Genomic DNA, 22,612 nt, shown 5'->3' with positions numbered 1-22,612 from the left:
GTGATTCACCGGTGGAACCGGCCTTCGCGCCGGAACTGACAAGTCCACAGTGCATGATGCGAACGTCCCGACCGCACCGGTTAATCCGGTGCACCTACGGGGCCGATCGGTTTCGACACGTCGATTTTGAGACTGTGAGAAGCGGGCCGAGGACGCGGAGTTATCTCGTAAACGCCCTTCGCAAACCATAGGTGCCAACGTTAAGCGCACCGACTTCGCTCTCGCTGCCTAAGCACGAGACCGAGTCCGTCAGATCGGGTGAGCTTCCGCCCCGTTTTTCTGGCGTCATCTAGGAAGCTTGCTGGTACGTCGAGTCTCAGGGCGTATCGGGACTTTTTCTGAGGCTGGGTCTGTCGCACTAGGTGTTCGTGGCAAAGTGCGGGGCCGAGTAGAACGTTTTCACGAACTACGCTCGTAGAAGGCACGGAATCGTCGAAGTGGACCGGGGTTCAATTCCCCGCGGCTCCACCGATACGTTCGCATCATGCACTGGGGTGTCGAGTTCGATGCTCGACGCAGCACGAGTGGCTCGTCCGCCCCGATCCTCGGAGCGCGCTCGGGTCGACGACTGCATCGCCTGCGCCGGGTCGCACCGGGCGCACGCGCCCGCCGCATCCCGCTCAGCGGGCGCGGTGCGCTCATGCGCGGAAGACGCGATACGGTGGATCGGGGGCTCTGAGCCCGATGCCGCATCGAGGCGGCGCAGGAAAGGAATGCAGCGGGACATGTTGAAATCTGGGGCGCAGCTCCCTCGCGAACACGGGCTCGAGCGGGCCCTCAGCAACCGGCACATCCAGCTCATCGCCATCGGCGGTGCGATCGGCACCGGGCTGTTCATGGGTTCCGGGAAGACGATCTCGGTGGCCGGTCCGTCCGTCGTGCTCGTATACATGATCATCGGCTTCATGCTGTACTTCGTGATGCGGGCGATGGGCGAGCTCCTCCTGAGCCGCACCGACTACCGCAACTTCGCCGATTTCGCCGGAGACATCCTCGGGCCGGCAGCGGCCTTCTTCCTCGGCTGGACGTATTGGTTCTGCTGGGTCGTGACGGGTGTCGCCGATGTCATCGTCATCGCCTCCGTCTACGTGAAGTACTGGTTGCCCGTATTGCCGACCTGGATTCCGGCGGTCGCCGTCATCGTGCTGCTGATGCTCCTCAATCTGCCGTCGGTGCGCGGATTCGGCGAGACGGAGTTCTGGTTCGCGATGGTCAAGATTGTGGCGATCGTCGCACTCATCATCGCCGGCATCGTGCTCATCGCGACGGGCTTCACGAACCAGTACACGGACACCCACACGGGCGAGACGATCGAGGGGACCGCGTCGCTCATGAACCTCTTCACCATCGGCGGCGGCTTCTTCGGCGGCGGGTTCATGGGGTTCATCATGGGGTTCCAGATCGCGGTCTTCGCTTTCGTCGGCGTCGAGCTCGTCGGCACCGCCGCGGCCGAGACGCGCAATCCGGAGCAGAACCTGCCCAAGGCGGTCAAGGCGATCCCGATCCGCATCCTGCTCTTCTACGTCGGATCGCTCGTCGTGCTCATCTCGGTCGTGCCCTGGGTCGCGTTCAGCAAAGACGAATCACCCTTCGTCATGCTCTTCTCGCTGGCAGGCATCGGTGCGGCGGCGCATCTCGTGAACCTCGTCGTGCTCACGTCGGCGGCCTCGTCGGCGAACTCCGGCATCTACTCGACCTCGCGCATGGTGTACACCCTTGCGACGAGCGGCGATGCGCCGCGGCTGTTCGCCGAGCTGACGCGCGCGAAGGTGCCGCGCAACGCGCTGTTCTTGACCGGCGTGCTGCTGCTGAGCTCGTTGGTGCTGCTGCTCACCGGGCTCGACAAATCGGCCGGGTTCTCAGTGGTCACGACCATTTCGTCGCTCTGCTTCATGTTCGTGTGGACGATGATCCTCATCAGTTATCTGGTCTATCGCCGTCGTCGTCCGCACGAGCACGCGGCGAGCGCGTTCAGGATGCCCCTCGGCCGATCGATGCCGTACGTGGTGATGGCGTTCTTCGTCTTCCTGCTGTGGGCGTTCACGCAGGATCCCGAGACGCTGATCGGGCTCATCGCCACGCCGGTGTGGTTCATCGTCGTGGGGATCGGATATCTCCTGTTGCGCAAGAACCCGGAGCATGCGCGGCTGCGTGCGGATCACATCGCGAAGGCGGCTCAGGAGCGGCGGTCGGCAGAGGAGTGGCGGGCCGGGCGTCCGTGATACCCCGCGCCCGCCTCGTTCCTCCGCTGCGGTGACGCCGAGGTAGGATCAGAGTGTGACGTCATCGCGAGCCGAACGGACGAGCCGGGGGCTCGTCGTCGCGGCGATTGCGTCGTTCATCGCGGTCTTCTCGCACGCGGTGGCTGATGGCGGCTCCGTTCCGGTGCTCGGGTTGCTGCTCGCCCTGGTCTTCTCGGCGCCCGTCTGCATCGCGCTCGCCGGCCGCAGGCTCTCGTGGACGCGGCTCGCGCTCGCAGTCGGAGCGAGCCAGTTCGCCTTCCACGGTCTGTTGAGCCTCGGGCTCGGCGGGGGATCCTTCGCACTCGGAGCTGGTGGGCATCAGCACGAGCTCGCCCAGTCTGCCCAGGTCCTGCCGTTCGGCGGTGCGGAAGCCGCAGTGCACCTCGAGCACGGAGGCCACGCGATGTGGATCGCCCACGCGTGCGCCGCAGTGCTGACCGTGCTGGCGATCGGCGTCGGCGAACGCGCGCTCGTCGCGATTCTCGGCCTTGCGAGGCTGCAGCGCGTCGCCGCGCTGTTCGACTGGTCCCCCAGGCCCGAGGGCGATCCTCGGCCCGTGCTGGCGGCGTGGCGCTTCATCGCCCCGCGCCTGACCAGCCTGACTGAGATGCGACGGAGGGGTCCGCCGCGCGCGGCCTGACCCCACCCACCTTCATCGCGGGCGCGACGTCGTCACGCCCGCACGCAGTCAAACGGAGATCATCTCATGCAGCACACCCGTACCCAGAAATTCACGCGCGCGGCCGTCGGCATCGGCGCAGGAGCGCTTCTCGCGATCGCGGCGCCCCTCGCGGCCTCCGCCCACGTCACGGTCACCCCCGATCAGGTCGAAGCGGGAGGATGGTCGTACCTCACCTTCCGGGCTCCGACCGAATCGGATACGGCGAGCACCACGAAGCTCGAATTCCACCTGCCGAAGGACACGCCGTTCACGCACGTCTCGTATCAGCCCGTCGCAGGATGGACGGCCGAGGTCACGGAAGAGACGCTGCCAGAGCCCGTCGATGTGCTCGGAAACGAGGTGAGCGAGGCGCCGACCGAGGTCGTGTACACGGCGGAAGGCGGAGGGATCGCGCCCGGGCAGGTGCAGATGTTCACGCTCTCGGTCGGCCCCGTAGCCGACACGGGGAGCATCGCGATCCCCGTCACCCAGACGTACAGCGATGGCACAGTGGTTGAATGGGCCGCGACTCCGGAGCAGATCGAGGAAGACGATACCCTCGACCCAGCGCCCGTGCTCTGGGTCAACGACGCACCTCCGGCCGACGATCATCATGCCGGCTCGGGCGACCAGGACGCTGCCGCCGGTGCCGCCGCGGAAGCCCCGGAAGCCTCAGCTGACGCGGGCGGGGTCACCCTCGGACTGAGCATCGCTGCGCTCGTGATCGCCGCCGGTGGCGTGCTGCTCGGGGCGGTCGCGCTCTCACGGACGCGGAAGGCATCGGCGTGACCCTCACGCGCAAGGCTCTGGTAGGAACGGCGGGCGCCCTGCTGGCGCTCGCCGCCCTCCCGCTGGTCTCGACTGCGGCGAACGCGCATGATCAGCTGGTGAGCGCCGACCCGGTCGACGGGGCATCGGTCGATGCGCTCGAGGAGATCGCGCTGCAGTTCAACAATGCGCCGCTCGGACTCGAGAACAGCAACCTGGTGCGGGTCATCGGCCCGGATGGGCGCTATTACGAGACCGGTTGCCCCACGCTCGCCGGTCCCGTCGTATCGGCGCCGGTCGAGCTCGGCGCCCCGGGCGAGTACGAGGTGCAGTGGCGTGTGGTGTCGTCCGACGGCCACCCGATCGCCGAGAACTACTCGTTCACGTTTGCGCCCGGGGGCGATGTCGCTGAGGGGGCGGGATCGGAGACCCCGCTCTGCGGCGGAGCCGTTGCCGCGAGCCCCGGTGTCGAGCCCGGCCCCGATGGAGCGGGCGCCGGGGATGCCGCCGAGGAGTCCCGGTCAGACGAGACCCGCAGCCCGGTGAGCGGACTCTGGATCGGAGTCGGAGTCGGCGGATTCGCCGTGATCGCCGTAGCCGCTGCGGCCTTCATCATTCTGCGACGACCGCGGTCGGAACCCTGACGCTACCCCGGTGACTCCTCCGCGGTGGCCCACTCGGGAAAGGGGTCCGGAAGTCGAAGCCAGGCTTCCGGCCCCGCCGAGAATTCGACATCCGTCAGGGCGACCGCGTCGAGCGCCGCGGTGATCCCAGCGATGTCGAGGTCGAGTCCGATGAACGCCAGGTCTTGGCCGATCGCGAGGAGTTCGGCGGCAGGACTGATCCCGCCGGCTCCGATCGGTTCGAACGAGATCACTCGGCCGACGTGGTCCCAGCTCGCGATGGTTCGGGGTCGACTGGCCAGGCGGCAGAATCCGGCTGAGCGCACGACGAAGCCGAATTCGCCGGGCTCGATGCGATGGTCGAGCAGCGCCTGCAGGCGGCCGGCGTGCAGCGGCCGTTCGTGCGTGTACCGGAATGCCGTGACCCGCGCGTCCGTCATGTACGGGTCGAGTTCATCGTTCAGCACCGCGATCCAGCCGGCGGGATCTTGCGATCGTGACAGCCCGGTGGGCGGGGCGATCGGGTCGGAACCGTCTTGCTGCAGTCGCAGGCGAGCCCGGGGGGCGAGGTGGTGGACGAGTGCCATGAGGGCGGCCAGCTGCGCTGTCGCCTGCGACTCCCAGTTCACGAGCACGATCTGCGACGCGTGCTCCATCTGAGTGATGAGCAGTTCCGCCCGCGCGACGAAGAGTGCGTCGCCCCGTTGCGGCAGGTAGTCGTCGCGCATCACGTCGGTGAGGAGGTGGGCTGCGTCGACGACGCAGATGAGATGTGTCAGACGGATTCGTTCGGAGTCCTCGGAGAACGCGCGGATCACGTCGGTCGCGCGCACGTCGGCCGGCAGTTCGATCACCACGGCTCCCGACGACCCGAACCACGGTGCGACGGTGACGGCCTCGAGCACGGGATCCGCGCTCGCGGAGAGCCGCGCCGCGGTGAGCAGGGGTGCGCCGATCTGCGTCGCGCGTCGTTGCGCGAAGGCGCGGCGCTCCGGTGCGCACGCGCCGACGACGGCCGTGATTTCGATGGTCTCCATGGGTTCCTCTCGTGAAGGCGCCGAGCGCCCACGACCAACTATAGTGATAATCCTTATCGTTAACATCTGAGGAGCATCCGATGAAGGTTCGAGCATCACTCAAGTCACTGCAGTGGCAACCCGGAGCTCAGGTCGTACGCCGACGCGGCCGCGTGTACGTCATCAACACACTCAATCCGCGCTCCAAGGGGCGCCAGGGCTGACTGCCTGGGCGGCGACGCCCCCGAGGTTCAATCGCACCAATCGCTGAGGCCGCCGATCGCGGAGCGCACCGTTTCGCCGGAGTCGATGCGCACGTAGTTCGTGGTCGTCTGGGTGAAGCCGAGCGACACCGGCGTACCGTCCGAGGTGCCGCCCGCCGAGACCGTCTCGATCGCCGCGAACTCTGCGTTGGGGGAGAGGCATACGCGCCCGATCCGGGTCGACTGGGCAGCGGGGGTGAAGATCGTGCGCGCCTTCCCGTCCTCCTGCACCTCCACGCTGCCGCCGACGGCGAGCGAGCCGTCGCCGAGCGGAGAGCCCGCCGAGCGGTGGTCGACATTCTCCGAGGTCGCGTGAGTCTCGGCCCCCGACGGGGCGAGTCGAGCGAGCGTCGAGTCGGAGCTGACGGCGAGCACAGCGGAGGGGTCCGAGCCCGCGGATTCCTCCGGGGGCTCGATAGGGGTGGGCGAGAGGGGCGCATCGAGCGTGCCCGTCACCGCTCCCGAGAGGTCGACGAGTGCCGCGCCGGAGTCGCGTGCGACGGCGAGCGTCGTGGTGCCGGGGATGAAGTCGAGCAGATCTGCCGAGAGCCCGAGATCGAAGACGCGGGGTTCGGGTACCGCTTCCCAGCCGAACAGTCGTCCATCCGGGCTCTGGAACACGAGCGACGTCGTGCCGGGGATGAACCGCCAGTCGCGGACGGGTATCGCTGCTCCATCGACGTCGGTCACAGTCGAGACGATGACGGTGGCCGGGTCGATCACGAGCAGGGTGCGGTCGTATTCGGTGCTGTCGTCGCCGACGCCCGAGGCGACGACTCCGATCACTCCGCTGTTCGATTCGCTGCGGAGCTGACCGAGATGCCCCGCAGACATGATGCGGAACGGATCGGGATCCGTGAAGCTCCCCGTCTCGGCACCACCGCCGGTCTCCGAATGGATCGAGAGAGCGGCCCGCCCGGTCTCGTCGCGGGAGACCACGGCGAGCCCTGCTGCGGTGCGTGCATACTCCTGGATCCGCGGCGCGGTGAAGACGGCGCGCGTCGCGCCCGGGTTCTGCAGGCGGTGCTCGAGCAGCCGATCGCCTGCATCCGATCGGTTCACCGTGTACGTCGCAGGATCAGGGGTGCGCACCGGTGCCGTGATCACGCCGTCGCTGCCGGTCGCCGCGCCCCGTACCCGGGCTTCGATGCGGTACTCCGTTCCCGTGTCGAGCATCTCGAGAAATCGGATCGTGAGCGAACTGCCATCCGAGGTGACGTCGACAGGGGTCGCCGGGGTGACGGAGACCGCATCTGGGGCGACGGCGTCGATCGGCTGGCTCAGATGCAGTTGCACGCGCTGGTCCGTTCGGGAGACGAGCAGCGCCGTGTTCGCATCGAGTGCTTTGAGGCGCGGAGGCTGCACCAGATTCGCTCCGGCGAGACCGGCGGCGAGCAGGCCGAGGATCGCGAAGACGGTGATCCTCGATATCCGCATGCGCCGGTTCGCCCGGCGCTCAGTAGACATACGGATCTTCCGGTTCATCGATCGGCGTCACGCTGAACGGGCGCAGGACGACGGGTTGGTCGCTCGCCACATCCGGGTTCGCGACGAAGACGCCCTCGACCTGCACCCAGGTTCCCTCGCGGTGATCCCGCTCCCAGCCGGGCATGAGCACGGGTACGCCGAGCGGCTGCGCGTCGACGGCGCAGCACGACACCACGAAGCGCGCTGCGAAGAACACGTCGCCCGACTCTTCGGTGCCGGGAAGCACGAATCCGATGAAGTTCGCCGTGCGTCCCTGGGCCTCTGCTCCACCGCCTTGGCGCAGCAGCATCGCCCAGTCTCGCGCGTCGCGATCCGCGTCCTCTCCGGTGACCGGGGAGCCGTCGGCCGGGCCGCTCCCGGAGTTGACCTGGCGTTGCTGGGCAGCCGCGACGGAGAGCGTCGTCGGGGGAGCGATGAGCAGCGCCGCTGCGGTCGACGCGATGAGCAGTGCGGCACCGATCGACGGGAGCGCACGCTGCACGGGAGAGCGACGCGCTCGGGCTCGGGGCGCATCGGGTCCGTGGTCGTGCTCGTGGTCGTGATCTTCCGCGCGCGCCGCACGAGAGGCGCGATGCAGCACGGGCACGGCTGCGCACAGTGCGATCGCCGCGATCCCGCAGATGGTGACGGTGAACCAGAAGTACCGTGGATGCACGTACCAGCCCAGGCGTCCGGTTGATGCGAGCCACATGATCGCCGCGATTCCCAGGCCGCTGAGCACGAGACCCCGCCAGTACCGATCGAACTGCTCACGCGACAAGGTTCAGACCCCAACCGATGACCAGGCAGCAGAGTGCCACGAGGCTCGTGAGCAGTGCGAGCGCGCGGACGGTGAACGTGGTGCGCAGCAGCGCGAGCATCTTCACATCCATCATCGCTCCGAAGAGGAGGAAGGCGACGATACTGCCGGGGAGGAACGTGGCGCTGAGCGACAGGATGAAGAACGCATCGACACTCGAGCAGATCGAGATGATGAATGCGAGCAGCACCAGGGCGAGTACCGACCAGAGCGGGTGGGCCCCGAGCGCCACCAGCAGATCGCGAGGGGCGCCGACCTGGATCGCTCCCGCCAGCGCCGATCCGATGATGAGAGCGGGCATCAGGGCACTCGTCTCCTCAGCGACGCCGACGAGGCTGCGCTGCACCCGGTCGCCGGGTCGGCGTTCGTGCGCGTGCTCGCAGTGCGTGCGAAAATCGTCGGTGAGCAGCGCTGCTTGACTCGCCGAGCGGCTGAGCAGCCATCCGGCGAGGTTCGCGATCGCGAACCCGCCGATCACGCGTGCCGCCAGAATGCCGTCGCTCCACCCGAAGGCGTGGTAGGTCGTGATGATGGTGACCGGGTTCAGGATCGGAGCAGCGAGCAAGAAGGTCGCCGCCTCCGACACCGTGAAGCCGCGCATCATGAGCCCGCGTGCGAGGGGAACATTGCCGCATTCGCAGACCGGGAGGAGCACCCCGGTGACCGAGAGCACCGCGCGTCTCAGGGCCGGGCGCCGCGGGAGCACCCGGTCGATGACCGATTGGGGCACCCACACCTGCACGACGGTGGAGAGCAGGATTCCGAGGAAGACGAACGGGAGGGACTCGATGAAGACGCTGAGCGACAGCGCGACGAAATCGGCGAGGGCGGTGGGCAGGGCGAGGGCCTCGCCCGCGTGATGCGTGGTTGCGCGCAGTGCGACGGCTGCGAGCAGTGTGAGTGCTGCGAGACCGGCGAGTGCGAAGGCGCGCGAGCGGTGCCTCACCGCCTCCATGCTGTCTCCGATCCGATCCGAGCCGATGCGGCCGCAGGGGACGAGGGGGGAATCTCGAAGCTCCGGGCCGATAATCGTTCTCAGTATAGAAGCGGGGCTCTGCGCGGTCCTGACCGTTGCTCGCGTGTCGGGGCAGCTCCATCCCCTGCGGGGTCAGCGTCAGACACCGACCCGATCCGGTCTCACTGCGAGGACGCGGCGCGGCATGCAGCGCAGATGCCGAACACCTCGAGCGTGTGGGAGTGGATCTCGAAATCGTGGGTGCGGGCCACGGAGGTGAACCATGCTTCGTCAGGCGGCTCGATCTCGATCGTCGTGCCGCAGCTCGTGCAGACCATGTGGTGATGGTGCGTCTGCGGATCCTCGCAGGCCCGATACAACTGCCCATCGGGGGTCGAGATCGCGTCGGCCTCCTGATTCTCGACCAGGGTGTTGAGCTGCCGGTACACGGTCGCGATGCCGATCTTCGAGCCCCCGTCGGCGAGCCGCCGGTGCAGCTCCTGCGCCGAGATGAACCCGGCCATGGATTCGAGCGCCGTACGCACCGCGGTGCCCTGCGCGGTACGCCGAGTGCGGATGGTGGTCACGATGCGGCTCCAGAGTTCGATGGACGCTCCCGATGGTAGCAGCGGCGCCCTGACCGGGGTTCTCCCGCGAGCGAACGCGTGCGTCGGAGAAGAAACAGGATCGCGTGCTCGGCGTTGCGCTTTCGGGAGCCGCTCGCGCCGGATAATCTGGACGAACGACCGGAAAGGAGCGCTCGAGATGGAGTACTCCGGTGAGGGGACCGCTGCAGTCGCAGGTGACGACGCGGTGCTGGCACGGCTGACGAAGGAGCGGGTCGCAGCAGTCCTCGAATCCATCGGGTGGCGGTACACCGCCGACGACGAGGGCGACATCCGCGGGGGCTGGGAGTACGGGTCCTTCTTCTTCCTCGTCGACGATGAAGCCGACGCACTGCTCTGCGTGCGAGGCTACTGGCGCGGACGCCTCGGAGCGTCGGAGTACTCCCGCGCGCTCGAGCTCTGCAACCTGTGGAATGCCGACAGGCTCTGGCCGAAGACGTTCGTCGGGCGCGACGACGACGGGTCGCTCCGGCTGAACGCCGAGCACACGGTCGATTACGATCCCGGCGTCACCGACGAGCAACTCGCACAGCACCTCCGTTGCGCAGTCGGTACGAGCATGGCGTTCTTCTCGACCCTCAACGACGCGTTTCCGGAAGCGTGGGCGCGTCACCTGGCCCAGCACTGACCGTGCCAGAGGCTATTGCTGCCGGCCGTGCGCCGTCTCGGAGTGAGGGCGGCGCGATGCGAGCCTCCCGGTAGGCTGGCACCCATGAAGCGGGTCGCGGTCGTCGTGCTCGAGGGCGCCAAGCCGATGGACGTCGGAATCCCCGCGCAGGTCTTCACGCACCGTGCCAGCATGCCGTTCACGGTTGATGTATGCGGCGTCAGGCCGGGGTTGATCACCGGGGGAGACGGTCTCTCCTATCACGTCGAGCACGGCTTGGAGTCGCTTGCGACTGCCGATCTGATCTTCGTGCCGGGATACCGGTTTCCCGACCGTGAGCCGCCGCCGGCGGCGCTCATCACGGCGCTCGGCGCCGCACATGATCGCGGCGCCATTCTCGCAGCGATCTCCACCGGAGCGTTCGCGCTCGCCGCCACGGGGTTGCTCGACGGTCGGCGGGCGACGACGCACTGGCACTACGCGCGGCGCCTCGCCGAGCAGTTCCCGAATGTGCGCGTCGATGACCGGGTGCTGTTCGTCGACGAGGGCTCGGTGCTGACCTCAGCGGGGGCCGCTTCTGGAATCGATCTCTGTCTCCACCTGCTGCGCCGCGAATCCGGCATGGCGGTCGCGAATCATGCGGCTCGGCGACTCGTCGCCGCTCCCTACCGCAGCGGTGGTCAGGCGCAGTACCTCCCGCACAGCGTGCCGGAGTCGATCGGCGAGCGGTTCACGCAGACGCGGGAGTGGGCGCTCCGCCACCTCGACGAGCCGTTGACGATCGCCCGTCTCTCCCAGCACGCACGCGTGTCGGAGCGCACCTTCTCCCGACGGTTCCTCGATGAGACCGGCTATACGCCGATGCAGTGGGTGATGCGCGCCCGGGTGGATCGCGCGCGGGAGCTCCTCGAGGAGACGGAACTCGGCGTCGACGCGATCTCGGCCGCCGTCGGACTGGGCTCCGCGACGAACCTGCGCCGGCACTTCCGACAGGTGCTCGGCACGGCTCCGACCGCGTATCGGCGCACGTTCTCGCAGTCGGGATGATGCGGCTCGCACCCGTGTTCCGCGGCTGCGAGATCCTGGCAGGATTCGTTCGAATGATGGCAATGCGGCCACTGGCGTGAGTGCCTCTCACGTACCAGTCTGGAATCAGACCACCATGCACATCATTGCGAAGGAGATCGAAGAACCCATGACCCGTCGGGTAGCCATCAACGGATTCGGACGAATCGGCCGGGGCGTCCTGCGCGCTCTGCTGCAGCAGCAGAACGACCTCGAGGTCGTCGCCATCAACGACCTCACAGACGCGCCGACCCTGGCGCATCTGCTCTCCCGCGATTCGCTCTACGGCAAGCTCGAGCAGCCGGTGTCGGTCGACGGCACGACGCTCGTAGTCGGCGACCGCCGCATCGAGATTCTGGGCGAGCGCGACCCCGCGAAACTGCCGTGGGCCGAGCTGCAGGTCGACGTCGTGCTCGAATCGACCGGTTTCTTCACGAAGGCGGCCGATGCGAGGAAGCACATCGAGGCCGGAGCGAAGCGCGTGCTCGTGAGCGCTCCCGCGAAGGGCGCCGACCTGACACTCGTCGTCGGCGTCAACGACGACCTCTACGATCCCGAGCAGCACCACATCGTCTCGAACGCATCGTGCACCACGAACGCGCTCGCACCGCTCGCGAAGGTGCTCGACGAGCTCGCCGGCATCGAGTGGGGCACGATGATGACCGTGCACGCCTACACCGCCGACCAGCGTCTGCAGGATGCGCCGCACTCCGATCTGCGCCGCGCCCGCGCCGCCGCCCTGAACATTGTGCCGACCTCGACCGGGGCCGCGACCGCGATCGGCCAGGTGCTGCCCCAGCTCGACGGCAAGCTCGTCGGAGGGTCGCTCCGCGTACCGGTTCCGGTCGGCTCGATCGTCGAGCTCACCGCGGTGGTGTCTCGGGAGGTGACGCGGGATGAAGTTCTCGCCGCATACCGCGCCGCGGCCGACGGACCACTGGCCGGGGTGCTCGAATACTCGGAAGAGCCGCTGGTCTCCTCCGACATCGTCGGGAACCCGCACAGCTCCATCTTCGATTCCGAGCTCACGTACGCCGACGGGAAGCACGTCAAGGTGACCGCTTGGTACGACAACGAGTGGGGATTCTCGAACCGCGCCGCTCAGGTGCTCGCGACGCTCGCCGACTGAGTCGAAGAGCACTCGCACTGGCCCCTCCCGTTCGTTCGAGAGGGGCCAGTGCCGTGCTCACGCCGCTGTGCGAGTGCGGAGGCGCATCACGAGCGCTGCGATCGCGCGCCAGCCGATGAGGAAGACGCCGAGAGTGATGGTGGCGACGATGACGAACGGGATGGCGGTGCCCGCACCGGTGGCCGCTCGCACCAGCATGCCGATGACGACGGAGCCGACCCAGATCGGAAGGCCGGCCCTGATGATCGCCATCGGGTGCCGAGCGACTCGTGCGGCGAGCCACGAGACGCCGAGACCGATGATGAAGGGCCACGCCGTATCGAGGAGTCCGAGCACGGTCGCCGCCCGCTCGTGACTGCTCCGGCCGATTCCGGCGAAGAGCAGAACGAGCGCGAGATCGATTCCGAGCGCCAGGGCGGCTGAGCGGAGTGGCTTCGAAGCGGAGCGCTCGGCTGGCTCTCGGGCCGACGAGCTCATGACTGCGACTCCGCTCGCGAGCGCTCGAGGAGATCCAGCACCGCGCCGTGCAGGCGACCGTTCGTGGCGAGCGAGCTGCCGTTCCAGGCGCTCTCAGCGCCCTCGATGTCGGTGAATCGCCCACCGGCCTCGCGCACGATGGGCACGAGCGCAGCAAGATCATAGGGCTTCACGTCGAACTCGGCGACGATGTCGACGAGGCCTTCGGCCAGCAGCATGTACGACCACATATCGCCGTACGCCCGGTCCCGCCAGACCGCTCGACTGAGCGCGATGAGTGGATCCAGGTACCCGGCGAGATCCCACTGCTCGATGCTCTGAAAGCTGAGGGACGCGTGCTCGAGCTCTGCGACGGCTGACACCTGCAGTCGACGGGGATCGGCACCCTGCTGCCGGCCCCAGGCTCCGTGCCCGGTCTCCGCCCACCATCGAGCGCCGAATGCGGGCGCCGAGACCACGCCGACGGAGGGCGAACCGTCGATCTCGAGTGCGATGAGGGTGGCCCAGTTGGGCACGCCGCGGAGGAAGTTGGATGTGCCGTCGATGGGGTCGATGATCCATCGCCGCTCGCCCCGATCCTCCCGCCCGGATTCCTCGCCGAGAAATCCGTCACCCGGACGTTCGGCGGAGATACGGGCGCGCAGCGCCCGCTCGACCGCCGTGTCCGCATCCGTCACGAATGTGCGATCGGGCTTCGTGTCGACCGCGAGGTCAGCGGCACGGAAGCGGGGGAGCGATATCCCGTCCGCGATGTCCGCCAGATCGAGGGCGAACGCGAGGTCGGGAGAGGGGAGCGCTCGGGTCATTGACACACCTTCCATGAGCGGGAACCACCGGGCAGATACGCGAAAAGCCCGGTATGAGATACCGGGCTTTCCATCTGTGCGCCCTCACGGGCTCGAACCGTGGACCCGCTGATTAAGAGTCAGCTGCTCTACCAACTGAGCTAAAGGCGCATATCGCTGTTCCGAGGTCTTGCCTCGCTGAGCAACGGATGAAACTCTAGCACGATCGAGAGAGGCCGTTCAAATCGACGGCGGGATCCCGCGCGCGTCGCGGCCCGATCGCGCCGGTTCGGCTCAGCGACGCTTGCGGCCGGCCTGCTCCTCCGCATCCTGCTCCTGCATGGAAACGGTGGCGATGGCGAGCGCGAGGCCCGCGAGCCAGGCGCCCCACACGAGATAGCGGCGCCAGTCCTTGCGCATGGAGCCGGTGCGGCGTGCGGTGCTCATGGCGCCGAACGCGGCGCCGATCACTCCGGGATTGGTGACGTACTTGCCGATAGACACGGTGCCTCCCTGCGGTCGGTGATGATGACGGTTTCAGCCTAGTGGGAGGGTGCGCGGAGCGGAGGGGGTTGCGGTAGCCTGGCTGAGACAGGCTTCGCGCGTGCGGGGCCACCACTGATCGATGAAGGAGAAGCCGGTATGGCGAAGCAGGAGACGGGCGCGCTGTTCGAGGAGAGCTCGCAGGGAGCCGTGAGCGCTGTGACGGCGATCGTATTCGTCATCTCGATCGTGCTGGTGCTGGGCGGGTTCGTCATCATGAGCTACGGCGTGAACCCGGAACTCGGCGCGGCCGAGCTGTGGACGTTCGCGGGCGGCCTCGCTGCGGCCAGCCTGGGCTTCGCGCTCCCGTTTTCGCTGCTGCCCATCAGCGGCAAGTAGCGCGCTCCGCGGGCGGGGTCGGAGGGCGCTCCTCCGGCCCCGCTTTCGCGTTCCCGCGGAGCCCGCCCGCCAACGCGCCGGTTCGCGCATGCGTCAGCCCTTAGAATGGCGTTATGGCAGAGATTGACATGAAGCCGCGGAGCCGCGACGTCACCGATGGAATCGAGAAGGCCGCGGCCCGGGGAATGCTCCGTGCGGTGGGCATGGGTGATGCGGACTGGGACAAGCCCCAGATCGGCATTGCGAGCTCGTGGAACGAGATCACCCCCTGCAATCTGAGCCTCGATCGCCTCGCTCAGGGCGCCAAAGAGGGCGTCCACTCGGGTGGTGGGTACCCGCTGCAGTTCGGCACGATCTCGGTCTCGGACGGGATCTCGATGGGCCACGAAGGCATGCATTTCTCGCTCGTCTCGCGCGAGGTCATCGCCGACTCGGTCGAGACCGTGATGATGGCGGAGCGGCTCGACGGATCCGTGCTGCTCGCGGGGTGCGATAAGTCGCTGCCCGGCATGCTGATGGCGGCGGCCCGTCTCGACCTGGCCTCGGTGTTCCTCTACGCCGGATCGATCGCTCCCGGTTGGGTGAAGCTCACCGACGGCACGGAGAAGGAAGTCACGATCATCGACGCCTTCGAAGCGGTCGGCGCTTGCAAGGCCGGCACGATGAGCGAAGAGGATCTGAAGCGCATCGAGTGCGCCATCGCTCCGGGCGAGGGCGCGTGCGGCGGTATGTACACGGCCAACACGATGGCGTCGATCGCGGAGGCGCTCGGCATGAGCCTTCCCGGCTCTGCGGCTCCGCCCAGCGCGGATCGACGACGGGACTACTTCGCCCACCGGTCGGGTGAGGCGGTCGTCAACATGCTGCGCTTGGGGATCACCGCGCGAGACATTCTGACGAAGCACGCGTTCGAGAACGCCATCACGCTGCTCATGGCGTACGGGGGATCGACGAACGCGGTGCTCCACCTCCTCGCGATCGCGCGCGAAGCCGAAGTCGACCTGACGCTCGAGGACTTCGACCGCATCGGCTCGAAGGTCCCGCACCTCGCCGACATGAAGCCGTTCGGCAAGTTCGTCATGGCGGACATCGACCGTCAGGGCGGCGTGCCCGTCGTGCTGAAGGCGCTGCTCGACGCTGGGCTGCTGCACGGTGACGCGCTCACCGTCACCGGAAAGACGATGGCGGAGAACCTCGCCGAATTGAATCCGGACCCGGTCGACGGCACCGTGATTCATCACCTCGACGATCCGATCCACGCGACGGGCGGCCTGTCGATCCTCCACGGCACCTTGGCCCCGGAAGGCGCCGTCGTCAAGACGGCCGGTTTCGACGCCGAGCTCTTCGAGGGGCCGGCGCGGGTCTTCGATCGCGAGCGCGCCGCGATGGATGCCCTCACCGAGGGGCGTATCGGCAAGGGCGACATCGTCGTCATCCGATACGAGGGCCCGAAGGGCGGGCCGGGCATGCGCGAGATGCTCGCGATCACCGCCGCCATCAAGGGCGCGGGCCTCGGCAAAGATGTACTACTATTGACGGACGGACGATTCTCAGGCGGCACAACCGGCCTGTGCATCGGCCATATTGCACCAGAAGCAACGGACGGCGGTCCGGTCGCTCTGGTCCGCGACGGAGACCTGATTCGGGTCGATATCGCCGCACGAACGCTCGATCTGCTGGTAGATCCCTCAGAGCTTGAGGCCCGACGAGAAAACTGGGCCCCGCTTCCCCCGCGGTATACGCGCGGTGTGCTGGCGAAGTACGCGAAGCTCGTCAAGTCGGCGTCCCACGGCGCCGTCACCGGTTGATCCGGTAGACGAGTTCGGCACGCCGTCGGCCATACCGGCCGCGTCCCGCGATATCACCTCCGATCACGAAAGCTGGACATGAACTCGGAATCGAGTGCACTCCCATCACCCCATGCGGCTCAACGCGGCGAACGGATGACCGGCGCACAGGCCGTCGTCCGCAGCCTGGAAGCGCTCGGCGTCTCCGACGTCTTCGGCCTTCCGGGTGGCGCGGTGCTTCCGCTGTACGACGCCCTGATGGACGCGGAGAAGCTTCGCCACATCCTGGTGCGGCACGAGCAGGGCGGCGGCCACGCGGCCGAGGGCTACGCCACGGCGAGCAACACCGTCGGAGTCTGCATCGCCACCTCGGGCCCCGGTGCGACGAACCTCGTCACGGCGATCGCCGATGCCTACATGGACTCGGTGCCGCTCCTCGCGATCACCGGGCAGGTCTACTCGCACCTCATGGGAACCGACGCGTTCCAGGAGGCCGACATCGTGGGGATCACGATGCCGATCACGAAGCACTCGTTCCTCGTGAAGCGCGCCGAAGACGTACCCGAGGCGATTGCGGCCGCCTATTACCTGGCATCCACTGGTCGCCCCGGCCCGGTGCTCGTCGACATCACGAAGGACGCGCAGGAGGGCGAGCTCGACTTCGCCTGGGGCGAGCGCGCGGACCTCCCCGGGTACCGTCCGATCACCAAGGCCAACAGCAAGCAGATTCAGGCCGCCGCCGACCTCATCGCAGACGCGAAGCGACCGGTGTTCTACGTCGGCGGCGGAGTCGTGCGCGCAGGAGCCTCAGAGGAGCTGCTGCAACTCGTCGAGCTCGTGGGCGCTCCGGTGGTCACGACGCTGACCGCTCGCGGAGCCTTCCCCGACTCGCACACGCAGCACCTCGGCATGCCCGGCATGCACGGCACGGTCCCGGCCGTGCTCGCACTGCAGGAAGCCGATCTGCTCATCACGCTCGGCGCGCGCTTCGATGACCGGGTCACCGGCAAGGCGGCGCTCTTCGCGCCAGACGCGAAGGTGATCCACGCGGATATCGATCCCGCGGAGATCGGCAAGATCCGCGCGGCGGATGTGCCGATCGTCGGTGATGCCGCCGACGTGATCGCGGATCTCATCGCCGCGATGTCGACCGCCCAGGTGAGCCGCGAGTGCGAGAACATCAGCCCGTGGTGGGAGCGTCTCCGCGGGCTGCAGCAGAAGTTCCCGTTGGGGCACCACCCGACGAGCGACGGGCTGCTGTCGCCGCAGCTGGTGATCGAGCGTATCGGAGAGCTCACCGGACCCGAGGCGGTCTACGCCGCGGGCGTCGGCCAGCACCAGATGTGGGCCGCGCAGTTCATCAAGTACGAACGACCCGGCGCATGGCTCAACTCCGGCGGCGCCGGCACGATGGGGTACGCAGTTCCGGCCGCCATGGGTGCCAAGGTGGCGGAGCCCGACCGCATCGTATGGGCGATCGACGGCGACGGCTGCTTCCAGATGACCAACCAGGAGCTCGCGACCTGCGTCGTCAACAACATTCCGATCAAGGTCGCCGTCATCAACAACTCCTCGCTGGGCATGGTGCGTCAGTGGCAGACGCTGATCTACGACGGCCGGTACTCGAACACGGAACTGAACACGGGTCACGGCTCCCAGCGCGTGCCCGACTTCGTCAAGCTCGGCGAGGCCTACGGCTGCCTGGCGATCCGCGTTGAGCGCGAGGACCAGATCGACGAGGCGATCCAGCTCGCCCTCGCGACGAACGACCGCCCCGTACTCATCGATTTCGTCGTCAGTGCGGATGCGATGGTGTGGCCGATGGTGCGTCAAGGCACCTCGAACAGCGATATCCAATACGCCCTCGAACACAGTCCCGAGTGGGAGGTGGAGTAACCATGAGCCGTCACGTGCTGAGCCTCCTCGTCGAGGACAAGCCGGGTCTGCTGACCCGAGTCGCCGGGCTGTTCGCCCGTCGCAGCTTCAACATCGAATCCCTCGCGGTCGGACCGACCGAGATGCAGGGCCTGTCGCGCATCACCGTGGTCGTCGACCAGGACGAGGTGCTGCTCGAACAGGTGACGAAGCAGCTCAACAAGCTGGTCAACGTCATCAAGATCGTCGAACTGGAGAGCGCCACCTCGGTGCAGCGCGAGCACGTGCTCATCAAAGTGCGCGCCGACAACCAGTCGCGATCCCACGTACTCGAAGCAGTCACGCTGTTCCGGGCGCGAGTCGTGGACGTCGTGCCCGACGCCCTCACGATTGAGGTGACCGGAGACCGGGGAAAGATCGACGCCTTCCTGAAGGTGCTCGAGCCCTACGGCATCAAGGAGATCGCTCAGTCGGGGTTGATCGCAATGGGTCGCGGATCGAAATCGATCACCGAGCGCGTCTTCAAGAACTAGCGGAACACCCGATTTCCGCACGAGCTGTAACGAACCATCACAACTAAGGAGAGTCCCAAGTGGCAGAGATGTACTACGACGCCGACGCCGATCTGTCGATCATCCAGGGCAAGAAGGTAGCCGTCGTCGGCTACGGCTCGCAGGGCCACGCCCACGCGATGAACCTTCGCGACTCGGGTGTCGAGGTCGTCATCGCCCTCAAGGAGGGCTCGAAGTCGATTCAGAAGGCTGAAGAGGCGGGGTTCACGGTCAAGACCGTGGCCGACGCAGCGGCGTGGGCTGATGTCATCATGATTCTCGCTCCCGATCAGCACCAGCGCACCATCTTCAACGAATCCATCAAGGATCAGCTCACCGAGGGCAAGACGCTCGCGTTCGCCCACGGCTTCAACATCCGCTTCGGTTACATCGAGGCCCCCGCCGGCGTCGACGTGATCCTCGTCGCTCCGAAGGCTCCCGGCCACACGGTGCGCCGCGAATTCGAGGCGGGACGCGGTATCCCCGACATCATCGCCGTCGAGGTCGACGCGTCGGGCACCGCGTGGGACACCGCGAAGTCGTACGCGAAAGCGATCGGCGGCACCCGCGCCGGCGTCATCAAGACGACGTTCACCGAAGAGACCGAGACCGATCTCTTCGGCGAGCAGTCGGTGCTCTGCGGTGGCACGAGCCACCTCGTGCAGTACGGCTTCGAGGTGCTGACCGAGGCCGGGTACCAGCCCGAGATCGCGTACTTCGAGGTGCTCCACGAGTTGAAGCTCATCGTCGACCTCATGTGGGAGGGCGGCATCGCCAAGCAGCGCTGGTCGATCTCCGACACGGCAGAGTTCGGCGACTACGTCTCGGGCCCGCGCGTCATCGGCCCGGAGGTCAAGGAGCACATGCAGGAGGTGCTCGCCGACATCCAGTCGGGTGCCTTCGCGAAGCGCTTCATCGAGGACCAGGACAAGGGCGGCCCCGAGTTCCAGGAGCTGCGCAAGAAGGAGGAATCGCACCCGATCGAGAAGACCGGTGGCGAACTGCGCAAGCTGTTTGCATGGCAGCAGCAGGATTCGGACTACGTCGACGGCTCAGCGGCTCGCTGATCCGACGCAGTTCTGAACGCCCACCGGGATCCGCTCCCGGTGGGCGTTCTGCTGTTTCGGCGGCCGTGCCGGCGCCGAACCGGAGGAGTGAACGTGAACCCGAGGCTTTGATCGCCGAAATGCGCTCAGGTTCAGGGGGAGCCCTCGTGCTCGCGGCGCCGGCGTCGGCACCGGCATCGGCATCGGCATCGGCATCGGCATCGGCGCCGGCGGGTGCGGTTCAGGGGCGGGCGAAAGCGCGCTTCGTGCGCGCCGTCGCGGGCGCCGTCCACGGATCCTCCGGCCACGGGTGCTTCGGGTACCGCCCGCGCATCTCCTTGCGCACCTGCTGGTAGGGCCCGTTCCAGAACGACTCGAGATCGTCGGTCACCGCGAGCGGCTTGCGGGCAGGGGAGAGCAGGTGGAAGAGCACCGGAACCCGCCCGTCGACGAGCCGGGGCGTGACGGCGAGGCCGAATAGCTCTTGAAGTTTCACTGCGACGACCGGCCGGCCCTCTTCGTCGCTGACATCGGGGTATGCAATGCGCGCGCTGCCGCCCGACGGCACGGGGAGTCGCTCGGGGGCGAGCTCGTCGAGGCGGGCGGCCTCGAGCCAGGGCAGGAGGCGACGCAGTGCGGCGGCGAGGTCGAGGGAGCGGAGGCCCGCGCGACCTGAGAGCCGCGCGAGGTCGGGGCCGAGCCAGTCATCGATCGAGGCGAGCAGCGCGGCGTCGTGCATGGCGGGCCAGGGCGCCCCGAGCTGCGCATGCACCAGCGCCATCCGTCCGCGCAGCGCCTTCGCCACGTCCGACCAGGTCAGAGCTCCGAGCCCGTCGTCGCGCACGAGGCGCGCGATCGCGGGCGCGGTGTCGGCCGGTGTTGCGGCGACGGGAGTCGAAGCGAGCAGGATCGCGCCGAGGCGCCGCTCCTCCCGCACCTGGACGCGGCCGTCGACGATCTGCGCCGATCGCTGCTCGGCGAGCAGGGACGCGCCGAAGTGCCGTGCATCGGCATCCGTGAGGGGAGCGGCGAGGCGGATCACCGCGCCGGTGCCGTCGGCAGCGCGACCGTCGGCGCGTTGCACCTCTCGCACGGCGATCCATTCCGAGCCGAGGAGGGGGCTCCCCTCGGGCAGTGCCGCGCGCGTCCCGCTCGCCAGCACGTACGCTCGGGAGCCGGATGCGACTCGCCGCGCGATCCACTCGGGCCGGGCGAGCGCCACGACGGGCCCTGGCGAGGCGCCGGCGTTGGAATGCTGCGTCGCCGTCGCCGTCGCCGTCGTGCCGGGCGCACGGGTGTCGGCTGCGGCCTCGGAGGTCGTCTCGAACTCGGCATCGACGATCCTGCGCAGCCGGTGGGACTCTCGGCGCCACGTCGCCGCACCGGGGGAGCGCCCGGCGCGGAGCTCGCGCAGCACCCGTGCGAGGTCGGCCCCCGCATCGCGGTGATCTCCCGTCATGGCGGCGACGATCTCCGCCACTCGAGTCCGGTCTTCGAGGGCGGTGCTCCCGGAGAGCAGGGCTCGCGCTTCGCGGGCGCCGATCGGGAGTTGAGCGACGCGCGCTCCGAGTGTCGTGATGCTGCCCGTGTCGTTGACGAGCTCAAGCGTGCGCAGTACGTGCTCCGCCTCGCGCATCGCCGCAGCGGGCGGGCGCGTCGGCAGGGCCAGGCCCTCACCGCGAGGCGTGCCCCAGGTGGCGAGCACGAGTGCGGCGTCCGTGAGGTCGGCCGCCGCGATCTCAGGAGCGGCGTCGGCCGGCATGCGCGCGAAGTCGGCCTCGGAGTAAGCGCGCACCGCGCGACCGGGTCCGAGGCGCGCCGCGCGACCGGCGCGCTGCACGACGCTCGAGCGGGAGGCGCTCACCGTGACGAGCCCCGTCATGCTCCGAGCTCGATCCCGTCGAACCTCCCGCGAGAGACCGGCGTCCACGATGAGGCGCACCCCCGGCACGGTGAGCGAGCTCTCGGCGAGCGAGGTGCTCACGACGATGCGGGGCGGATCGCCGTGAAGCCGCCCGCGCACCGCGCGATCCTGCGCCCGAGGCTCCAATCGACCGTGCAGCGGCAGCACATCGACCGCCGAGGTCCCGTGTCCTGGCACTCGGGAGCGCAGCAGGCTGACGAGCTCATCGACCTCGCGGGCGCCGGGAACGAAGACGAGTGCATCGCACCCCTCTGAGCGCTGCGCTTCCGCTGCTACTCCCGCGAGATGCGCGAGGAACTCCCGGCTGACCCCTCGATCGTCGAGCCTGGGGCGGTCGAACGGGGCGTAGTCGACGCGCAGCGGGTGCAGCGCCGAGGGCACGTCCACGATCGGAGCCGGTGCCTCGTCGGAGCCGAGGAGGTCGGCGACACGACGCGCATCGAGCGTCGCCGACATCGCGACCACGATGAGATCATCGCGAAGCACGCGGACCTCGGCCAGCATGCCGAGCAGCAGGTCGCCGTCGAGTGAGCGCTCATGCACCTCGTCGAGGATCACCGCGCCGACACCGGGGAGGTCCGGGTCCCGGAGCAGGCGGCGCAGCAGCACCCCGGGGGTGAGCGCCTCGATGCGGTGCGCGGGATCGAGCACGCGTTCACCGCGAACGGTGAACCCGATCGCGCGGCCGAGCGGGGAGCCGTCGAGCTGGGCGATCCGGGCCGCTGCCGCGCGCACTGCGACCCGTCGCGGTTGCGTGAGCAAGACCGTCGGGGCCCGGCCGCTCGACCGCGATGGGGCATCGCCGCCCGGAGACGTCTCGCTCAGCAGGTCTGCGACGAGCGGAGGCACGAAGGTGGTCTTCCCGGTGCCAGGGGGAGCCGTCACGACCGCGACGCCGCCGGCGAGAGCCGCCACGAGCGCTTCAGCCTCGTTCGCGACGACGAGCCCGGCGCCGATGGCGGCGAGATCGAAGCGATGGGGCATCCCTCCAGTGTAGAAGTGCGGTGCCCGGGTCTGCGCCGCGGCCGGTGCCGGCGCAGTG

General features: G+C 68.1%; 23 protein-coding genes, 1 tRNA gene and 1 other RNA gene. 15 read left to right on the top strand and 10 right to left on the bottom strand.

Going from position 1 to position 22,612, the window contains the following annotated elements; genetic code table 11:
• Positions 1-98 precede the first annotated feature (98 nt).
• The 6 genes from ssrA (at position 99) to JE033_RS03660 (ending at position 4,316) form a co-directional block, all read left to right on the top strand.
• Positions 99-471, top strand: a transfer-messenger RNA (tmRNA) gene (gene ssrA, locus JE033_RS03685).
• A 13-nt stretch (positions 472-484) separates the two neighbouring features.
• Positions 485-679, top strand: a complete 195-nt coding sequence (locus tag JE033_RS03680) for a hypothetical protein (protein ID WP_200329538.1) — start codon at positions 485-487, stop codon at positions 677-679.
• Between the two features lie 46 nt (positions 680-725).
• Positions 726-2,222, top strand: a complete 1,497-nt coding sequence (locus JE033_RS03675) for an amino acid permease (protein WP_200329536.1) — start codon at positions 726-728, stop codon at positions 2,220-2,222.
• A gap of 55 nt (positions 2,223-2,277) precedes the next feature.
• Complete coding sequence (locus tag JE033_RS03670; protein ID WP_090147771.1) at positions 2,278-2,883, top strand: hypothetical protein; 606 nt, start codon at positions 2,278-2,280, stop codon at positions 2,881-2,883.
• A gap of 66 nt (positions 2,884-2,949) precedes the next feature.
• A complete protein-coding gene (locus JE033_RS03665) occupies positions 2,950-3,693 on the top strand; it encodes a YcnI family protein (protein WP_200329534.1) in 744 nt (247 codons plus the stop codon).
• Positions 3,690-4,316 (top strand): copper resistance CopC family protein, encoded by a 627-nt coding sequence (locus JE033_RS03660; protein WP_200329532.1) that lies wholly within the window; start codon positions 3,690-3,692, stop codon positions 4,314-4,316. Before JE033_RS03665 ends, JE033_RS03660 begins: the two co-directional genes overlap by 4 nt.
• A 2-nt stretch (positions 4,317-4,318) precedes the next feature.
• On the opposite strand, the gene JE033_RS03655 is transcribed toward JE033_RS03660, so the two are convergent.
• Positions 4,319-5,332 (bottom strand): GTP-binding protein, encoded by a 1,014-nt coding sequence (locus JE033_RS03655; protein ID WP_200329530.1) that lies wholly within the window; start codon positions 5,330-5,332, stop codon positions 4,319-4,321.
• Between the two features lie 80 nt (positions 5,333-5,412).
• Between JE033_RS03655 and ykgO the strand changes: the two genes are divergently transcribed.
• Complete coding sequence (gene ykgO / locus JE033_RS03650) at positions 5,413-5,535, top strand: type B 50S ribosomal protein L36 (RefSeq protein WP_200329528.1); 123 nt, start codon at positions 5,413-5,415, stop codon at positions 5,533-5,535.
• A gap of 27 nt (positions 5,536-5,562) precedes the next feature.
• Here the strand turns inward: ykgO and JE033_RS03645 are convergent, their stop codons facing one another.
• The 4 genes from JE033_RS03645 to JE033_RS14880 all read right to left on the bottom strand — a co-directional run bounded on the left by JE033_RS03645 (position 5,563) and on the right by JE033_RS14880 (position 9,403).
• Positions 5,563-7,041: a hypothetical protein gene (locus JE033_RS03645; protein ID WP_200329526.1), complete on the bottom strand. Its 1,479-nt coding sequence runs from the start codon at positions 7,039-7,041 to the stop codon at positions 5,563-5,565.
• Complete coding sequence (locus JE033_RS03640; protein ID WP_200329523.1) at positions 7,031-7,822, bottom strand: TIGR03943 family protein; 792 nt, start codon at positions 7,820-7,822, stop codon at positions 7,031-7,033. Before JE033_RS03640 ends, JE033_RS03645 begins: the two co-directional genes overlap by 11 nt.
• Positions 7,812-8,816: a permease gene (locus tag JE033_RS03635; RefSeq protein WP_200329521.1), complete on the bottom strand. Its 1,005-nt coding sequence runs from the start codon at positions 8,814-8,816 to the stop codon at positions 7,812-7,814. The genes JE033_RS03640 and JE033_RS03635 overlap by 11 nt, the downstream gene beginning before the upstream one ends.
• Positions 8,817-8,998: 182 nt before the next feature.
• The gene (locus tag JE033_RS14880) at positions 8,999-9,403 is read right to left on the bottom strand and encodes a transcriptional repressor (protein WP_090147790.1); all 405 of its coding nucleotides are present in this window, start codon (positions 9,401-9,403) and stop codon (positions 8,999-9,001) included.
• Positions 9,404-9,581: 178 nt separating this feature from the next.
• Between JE033_RS14880 and JE033_RS03625 the strand changes: the two genes are divergently transcribed.
• The 3 genes from JE033_RS03625 (at position 9,582) to gap (ending at position 12,243) form a co-directional block, all read left to right on the top strand.
• Entirely contained in the window at positions 9,582-10,070 is a 489-nt protein-coding gene (locus tag JE033_RS03625) for a YbjN domain-containing protein (RefSeq protein WP_200329519.1), read from the top strand.
• 84 nt (positions 10,071-10,154) lie between these two features.
• Complete coding sequence (locus JE033_RS03620) at positions 10,155-11,096, top strand: GlxA family transcriptional regulator (protein ID WP_200329517.1); 942 nt, start codon at positions 10,155-10,157, stop codon at positions 11,094-11,096.
• Positions 11,097-11,244: 148 nt separating this feature from the next.
• Positions 11,245-12,243, top strand: coding sequence for a type I glyceraldehyde-3-phosphate dehydrogenase (gene gap / locus JE033_RS03615; RefSeq protein WP_200329515.1), 999 nt, complete (start codon positions 11,245-11,247; stop codon positions 12,241-12,243).
• A gap of 57 nt (positions 12,244-12,300) precedes the next feature.
• Here the strand turns inward: gap and JE033_RS03610 are convergent, their stop codons facing one another.
• The 4 genes from JE033_RS03610 to JE033_RS03595 all read right to left on the bottom strand — a co-directional run bounded on the left by JE033_RS03610 (position 12,301) and on the right by JE033_RS03595 (position 14,009).
• Complete coding sequence (locus JE033_RS03610; protein WP_200329513.1) at positions 12,301-12,720, bottom strand: DUF3054 domain-containing protein; 420 nt, start codon at positions 12,718-12,720, stop codon at positions 12,301-12,303.
• Positions 12,717-13,526, bottom strand: coding sequence for an inositol monophosphatase family protein (locus tag JE033_RS03605; protein ID WP_200329511.1), 810 nt, complete (start codon positions 13,524-13,526; stop codon positions 12,717-12,719). The genes JE033_RS03610 and JE033_RS03605 overlap by 4 nt, the downstream gene beginning before the upstream one ends.
• 77 nt (positions 13,527-13,603) lie before the next feature.
• Positions 13,604-13,676, bottom strand: a tRNA-Lys gene (locus JE033_RS03600).
• Between the two features lie 123 nt (positions 13,677-13,799).
• On the bottom strand, positions 13,800-14,009 hold the full coding sequence (locus JE033_RS03595) for a hypothetical protein (protein WP_090147803.1): 210 nt from the start codon (positions 14,007-14,009) through the stop codon (positions 13,800-13,802).
• A 138-nt stretch (positions 14,010-14,147) separates the two neighbouring features.
• Between JE033_RS03595 and JE033_RS03590 the strand changes: the two genes are divergently transcribed.
• The 5 genes from JE033_RS03590 (at position 14,148) to ilvC (ending at position 19,667) form a co-directional block, all read left to right on the top strand.
• A complete protein-coding gene (locus JE033_RS03590) occupies positions 14,148-14,387 on the top strand; it encodes a hypothetical protein (RefSeq protein WP_090147806.1) in 240 nt (79 codons plus the stop codon).
• Between the two features lie 113 nt (positions 14,388-14,500).
• Positions 14,501-16,195: a dihydroxy-acid dehydratase gene (gene ilvD / locus JE033_RS03585; RefSeq protein ID WP_090147809.1), complete on the top strand. Its 1,695-nt coding sequence runs from the start codon at positions 14,501-14,503 to the stop codon at positions 16,193-16,195.
• 78 nt (positions 16,196-16,273) lie between these two features.
• Complete coding sequence (locus JE033_RS03580) at positions 16,274-18,070, top strand: acetolactate synthase large subunit (protein ID WP_200329509.1); 1,797 nt, start codon at positions 16,274-16,276, stop codon at positions 18,068-18,070.
• Between the two features lie 2 nt (positions 18,071-18,072).
• Complete coding sequence (gene ilvN, locus JE033_RS03575; protein ID WP_090147814.1) at positions 18,073-18,582, top strand: acetolactate synthase small subunit; 510 nt, start codon at positions 18,073-18,075, stop codon at positions 18,580-18,582.
• A 68-nt stretch (positions 18,583-18,650) separates the two neighbouring features.
• Entirely contained in the window at positions 18,651-19,667 is a 1,017-nt protein-coding gene (ilvC, locus tag JE033_RS03570; protein ID WP_234037261.1) for a ketol-acid reductoisomerase, read from the top strand.
• A 220-nt stretch (positions 19,668-19,887) separates the two neighbouring features.
• Here ilvC and hrpB read toward each other — a convergent pair whose 3' ends face one another.
• Entirely contained in the window at positions 19,888-22,554 is a 2,667-nt protein-coding gene (hrpB, locus tag JE033_RS03565) for an ATP-dependent helicase HrpB (protein WP_200329507.1), read from the bottom strand.
• Positions 22,555-22,612 lie beyond the last annotated feature (58 nt).

This window comes from Leucobacter sp. L43 (genome assembly GCF_016597785.1).
Taxonomy (GTDB): Bacteria; Actinomycetota; Actinomycetes; order Actinomycetales; family Microbacteriaceae; genus Leucobacter; species Leucobacter alluvii.
This window is presented reverse-complemented; position numbering and strand designations above follow the sequence as displayed.

Bases quoted from the DNA above. Each gene is read 5' to 3' on its own strand.
- JE033_RS03645 (WP_200329526.1), bottom strand. From the start codon at position 7,041: ATGTCTACTGAGCGCCGGGCGAACCGGCGCATGCGGATATCGAGGATC.
- ykgO (WP_200329528.1), top strand. From the start codon at position 5,413: ATGAAGGTTCGAGCATCACTCAAGTCACTGCAGTGGCAACCCGGAGCT.
- JE033_RS03610 (WP_200329513.1), bottom strand. From the start codon at position 12,720: ATGAGCTCGTCGGCCCGAGAGCCAGCCGAGCGCTCCGCTTCGAAGCCA.
- ilvC (WP_234037261.1), top strand. From the start codon at position 18,651: ATGTACTACGACGCCGACGCCGATCTGTCGATCATCCAGGGCAAGAAG.
- JE033_RS03675 (WP_200329536.1), top strand. From the start codon at position 726: ATGTTGAAATCTGGGGCGCAGCTCCCTCGCGAACACGGGCTCGAGCGG.
- JE033_RS03590 (WP_090147806.1), top strand. From the start codon at position 14,148: ATGGCGAAGCAGGAGACGGGCGCGCTGTTCGAGGAGAGCTCGCAGGGA.
- JE033_RS03680 (WP_200329538.1), top strand. From the start codon at position 485: ATGCACTGGGGTGTCGAGTTCGATGCTCGACGCAGCACGAGTGGCTCG.
- JE033_RS03605 (WP_200329511.1), bottom strand. From the start codon at position 13,526: ATGACCCGAGCGCTCCCCTCTCCCGACCTCGCGTTCGCCCTCGATCTG.
- JE033_RS03635 (WP_200329521.1), bottom strand. From the start codon at position 8,816: ATGGAGGCGGTGAGGCACCGCTCGCGCGCCTTCGCACTCGCCGGTCTC.
- JE033_RS03580 (WP_200329509.1), top strand. From the start codon at position 16,274: ATGAACTCGGAATCGAGTGCACTCCCATCACCCCATGCGGCTCAACGC.
- gap (WP_200329515.1), top strand. From the start codon at position 11,245: ATGACCCGTCGGGTAGCCATCAACGGATTCGGACGAATCGGCCGGGGC.
- ilvD (WP_090147809.1), top strand. From the start codon at position 14,501: ATGGCAGAGATTGACATGAAGCCGCGGAGCCGCGACGTCACCGATGGA.
- JE033_RS03665 (WP_200329534.1), top strand. From the start codon at position 2,950: ATGCAGCACACCCGTACCCAGAAATTCACGCGCGCGGCCGTCGGCATC.
- ilvN (WP_090147814.1), top strand. From the start codon at position 18,073: ATGAGCCGTCACGTGCTGAGCCTCCTCGTCGAGGACAAGCCGGGTCTG.
- hrpB (WP_200329507.1), bottom strand. From the start codon at position 22,554: ATGCCCCATCGCTTCGATCTCGCCGCCATCGGCGCCGGGCTCGTCGTC.
- JE033_RS03620 (WP_200329517.1), top strand. From the start codon at position 10,155: ATGAAGCGGGTCGCGGTCGTCGTGCTCGAGGGCGCCAAGCCGATGGAC.
- JE033_RS03655 (WP_200329530.1), bottom strand. From the start codon at position 5,332: ATGGAGACCATCGAAATCACGGCCGTCGTCGGCGCGTGCGCACCGGAG.
- JE033_RS03625 (WP_200329519.1), top strand. From the start codon at position 9,582: ATGGAGTACTCCGGTGAGGGGACCGCTGCAGTCGCAGGTGACGACGCG.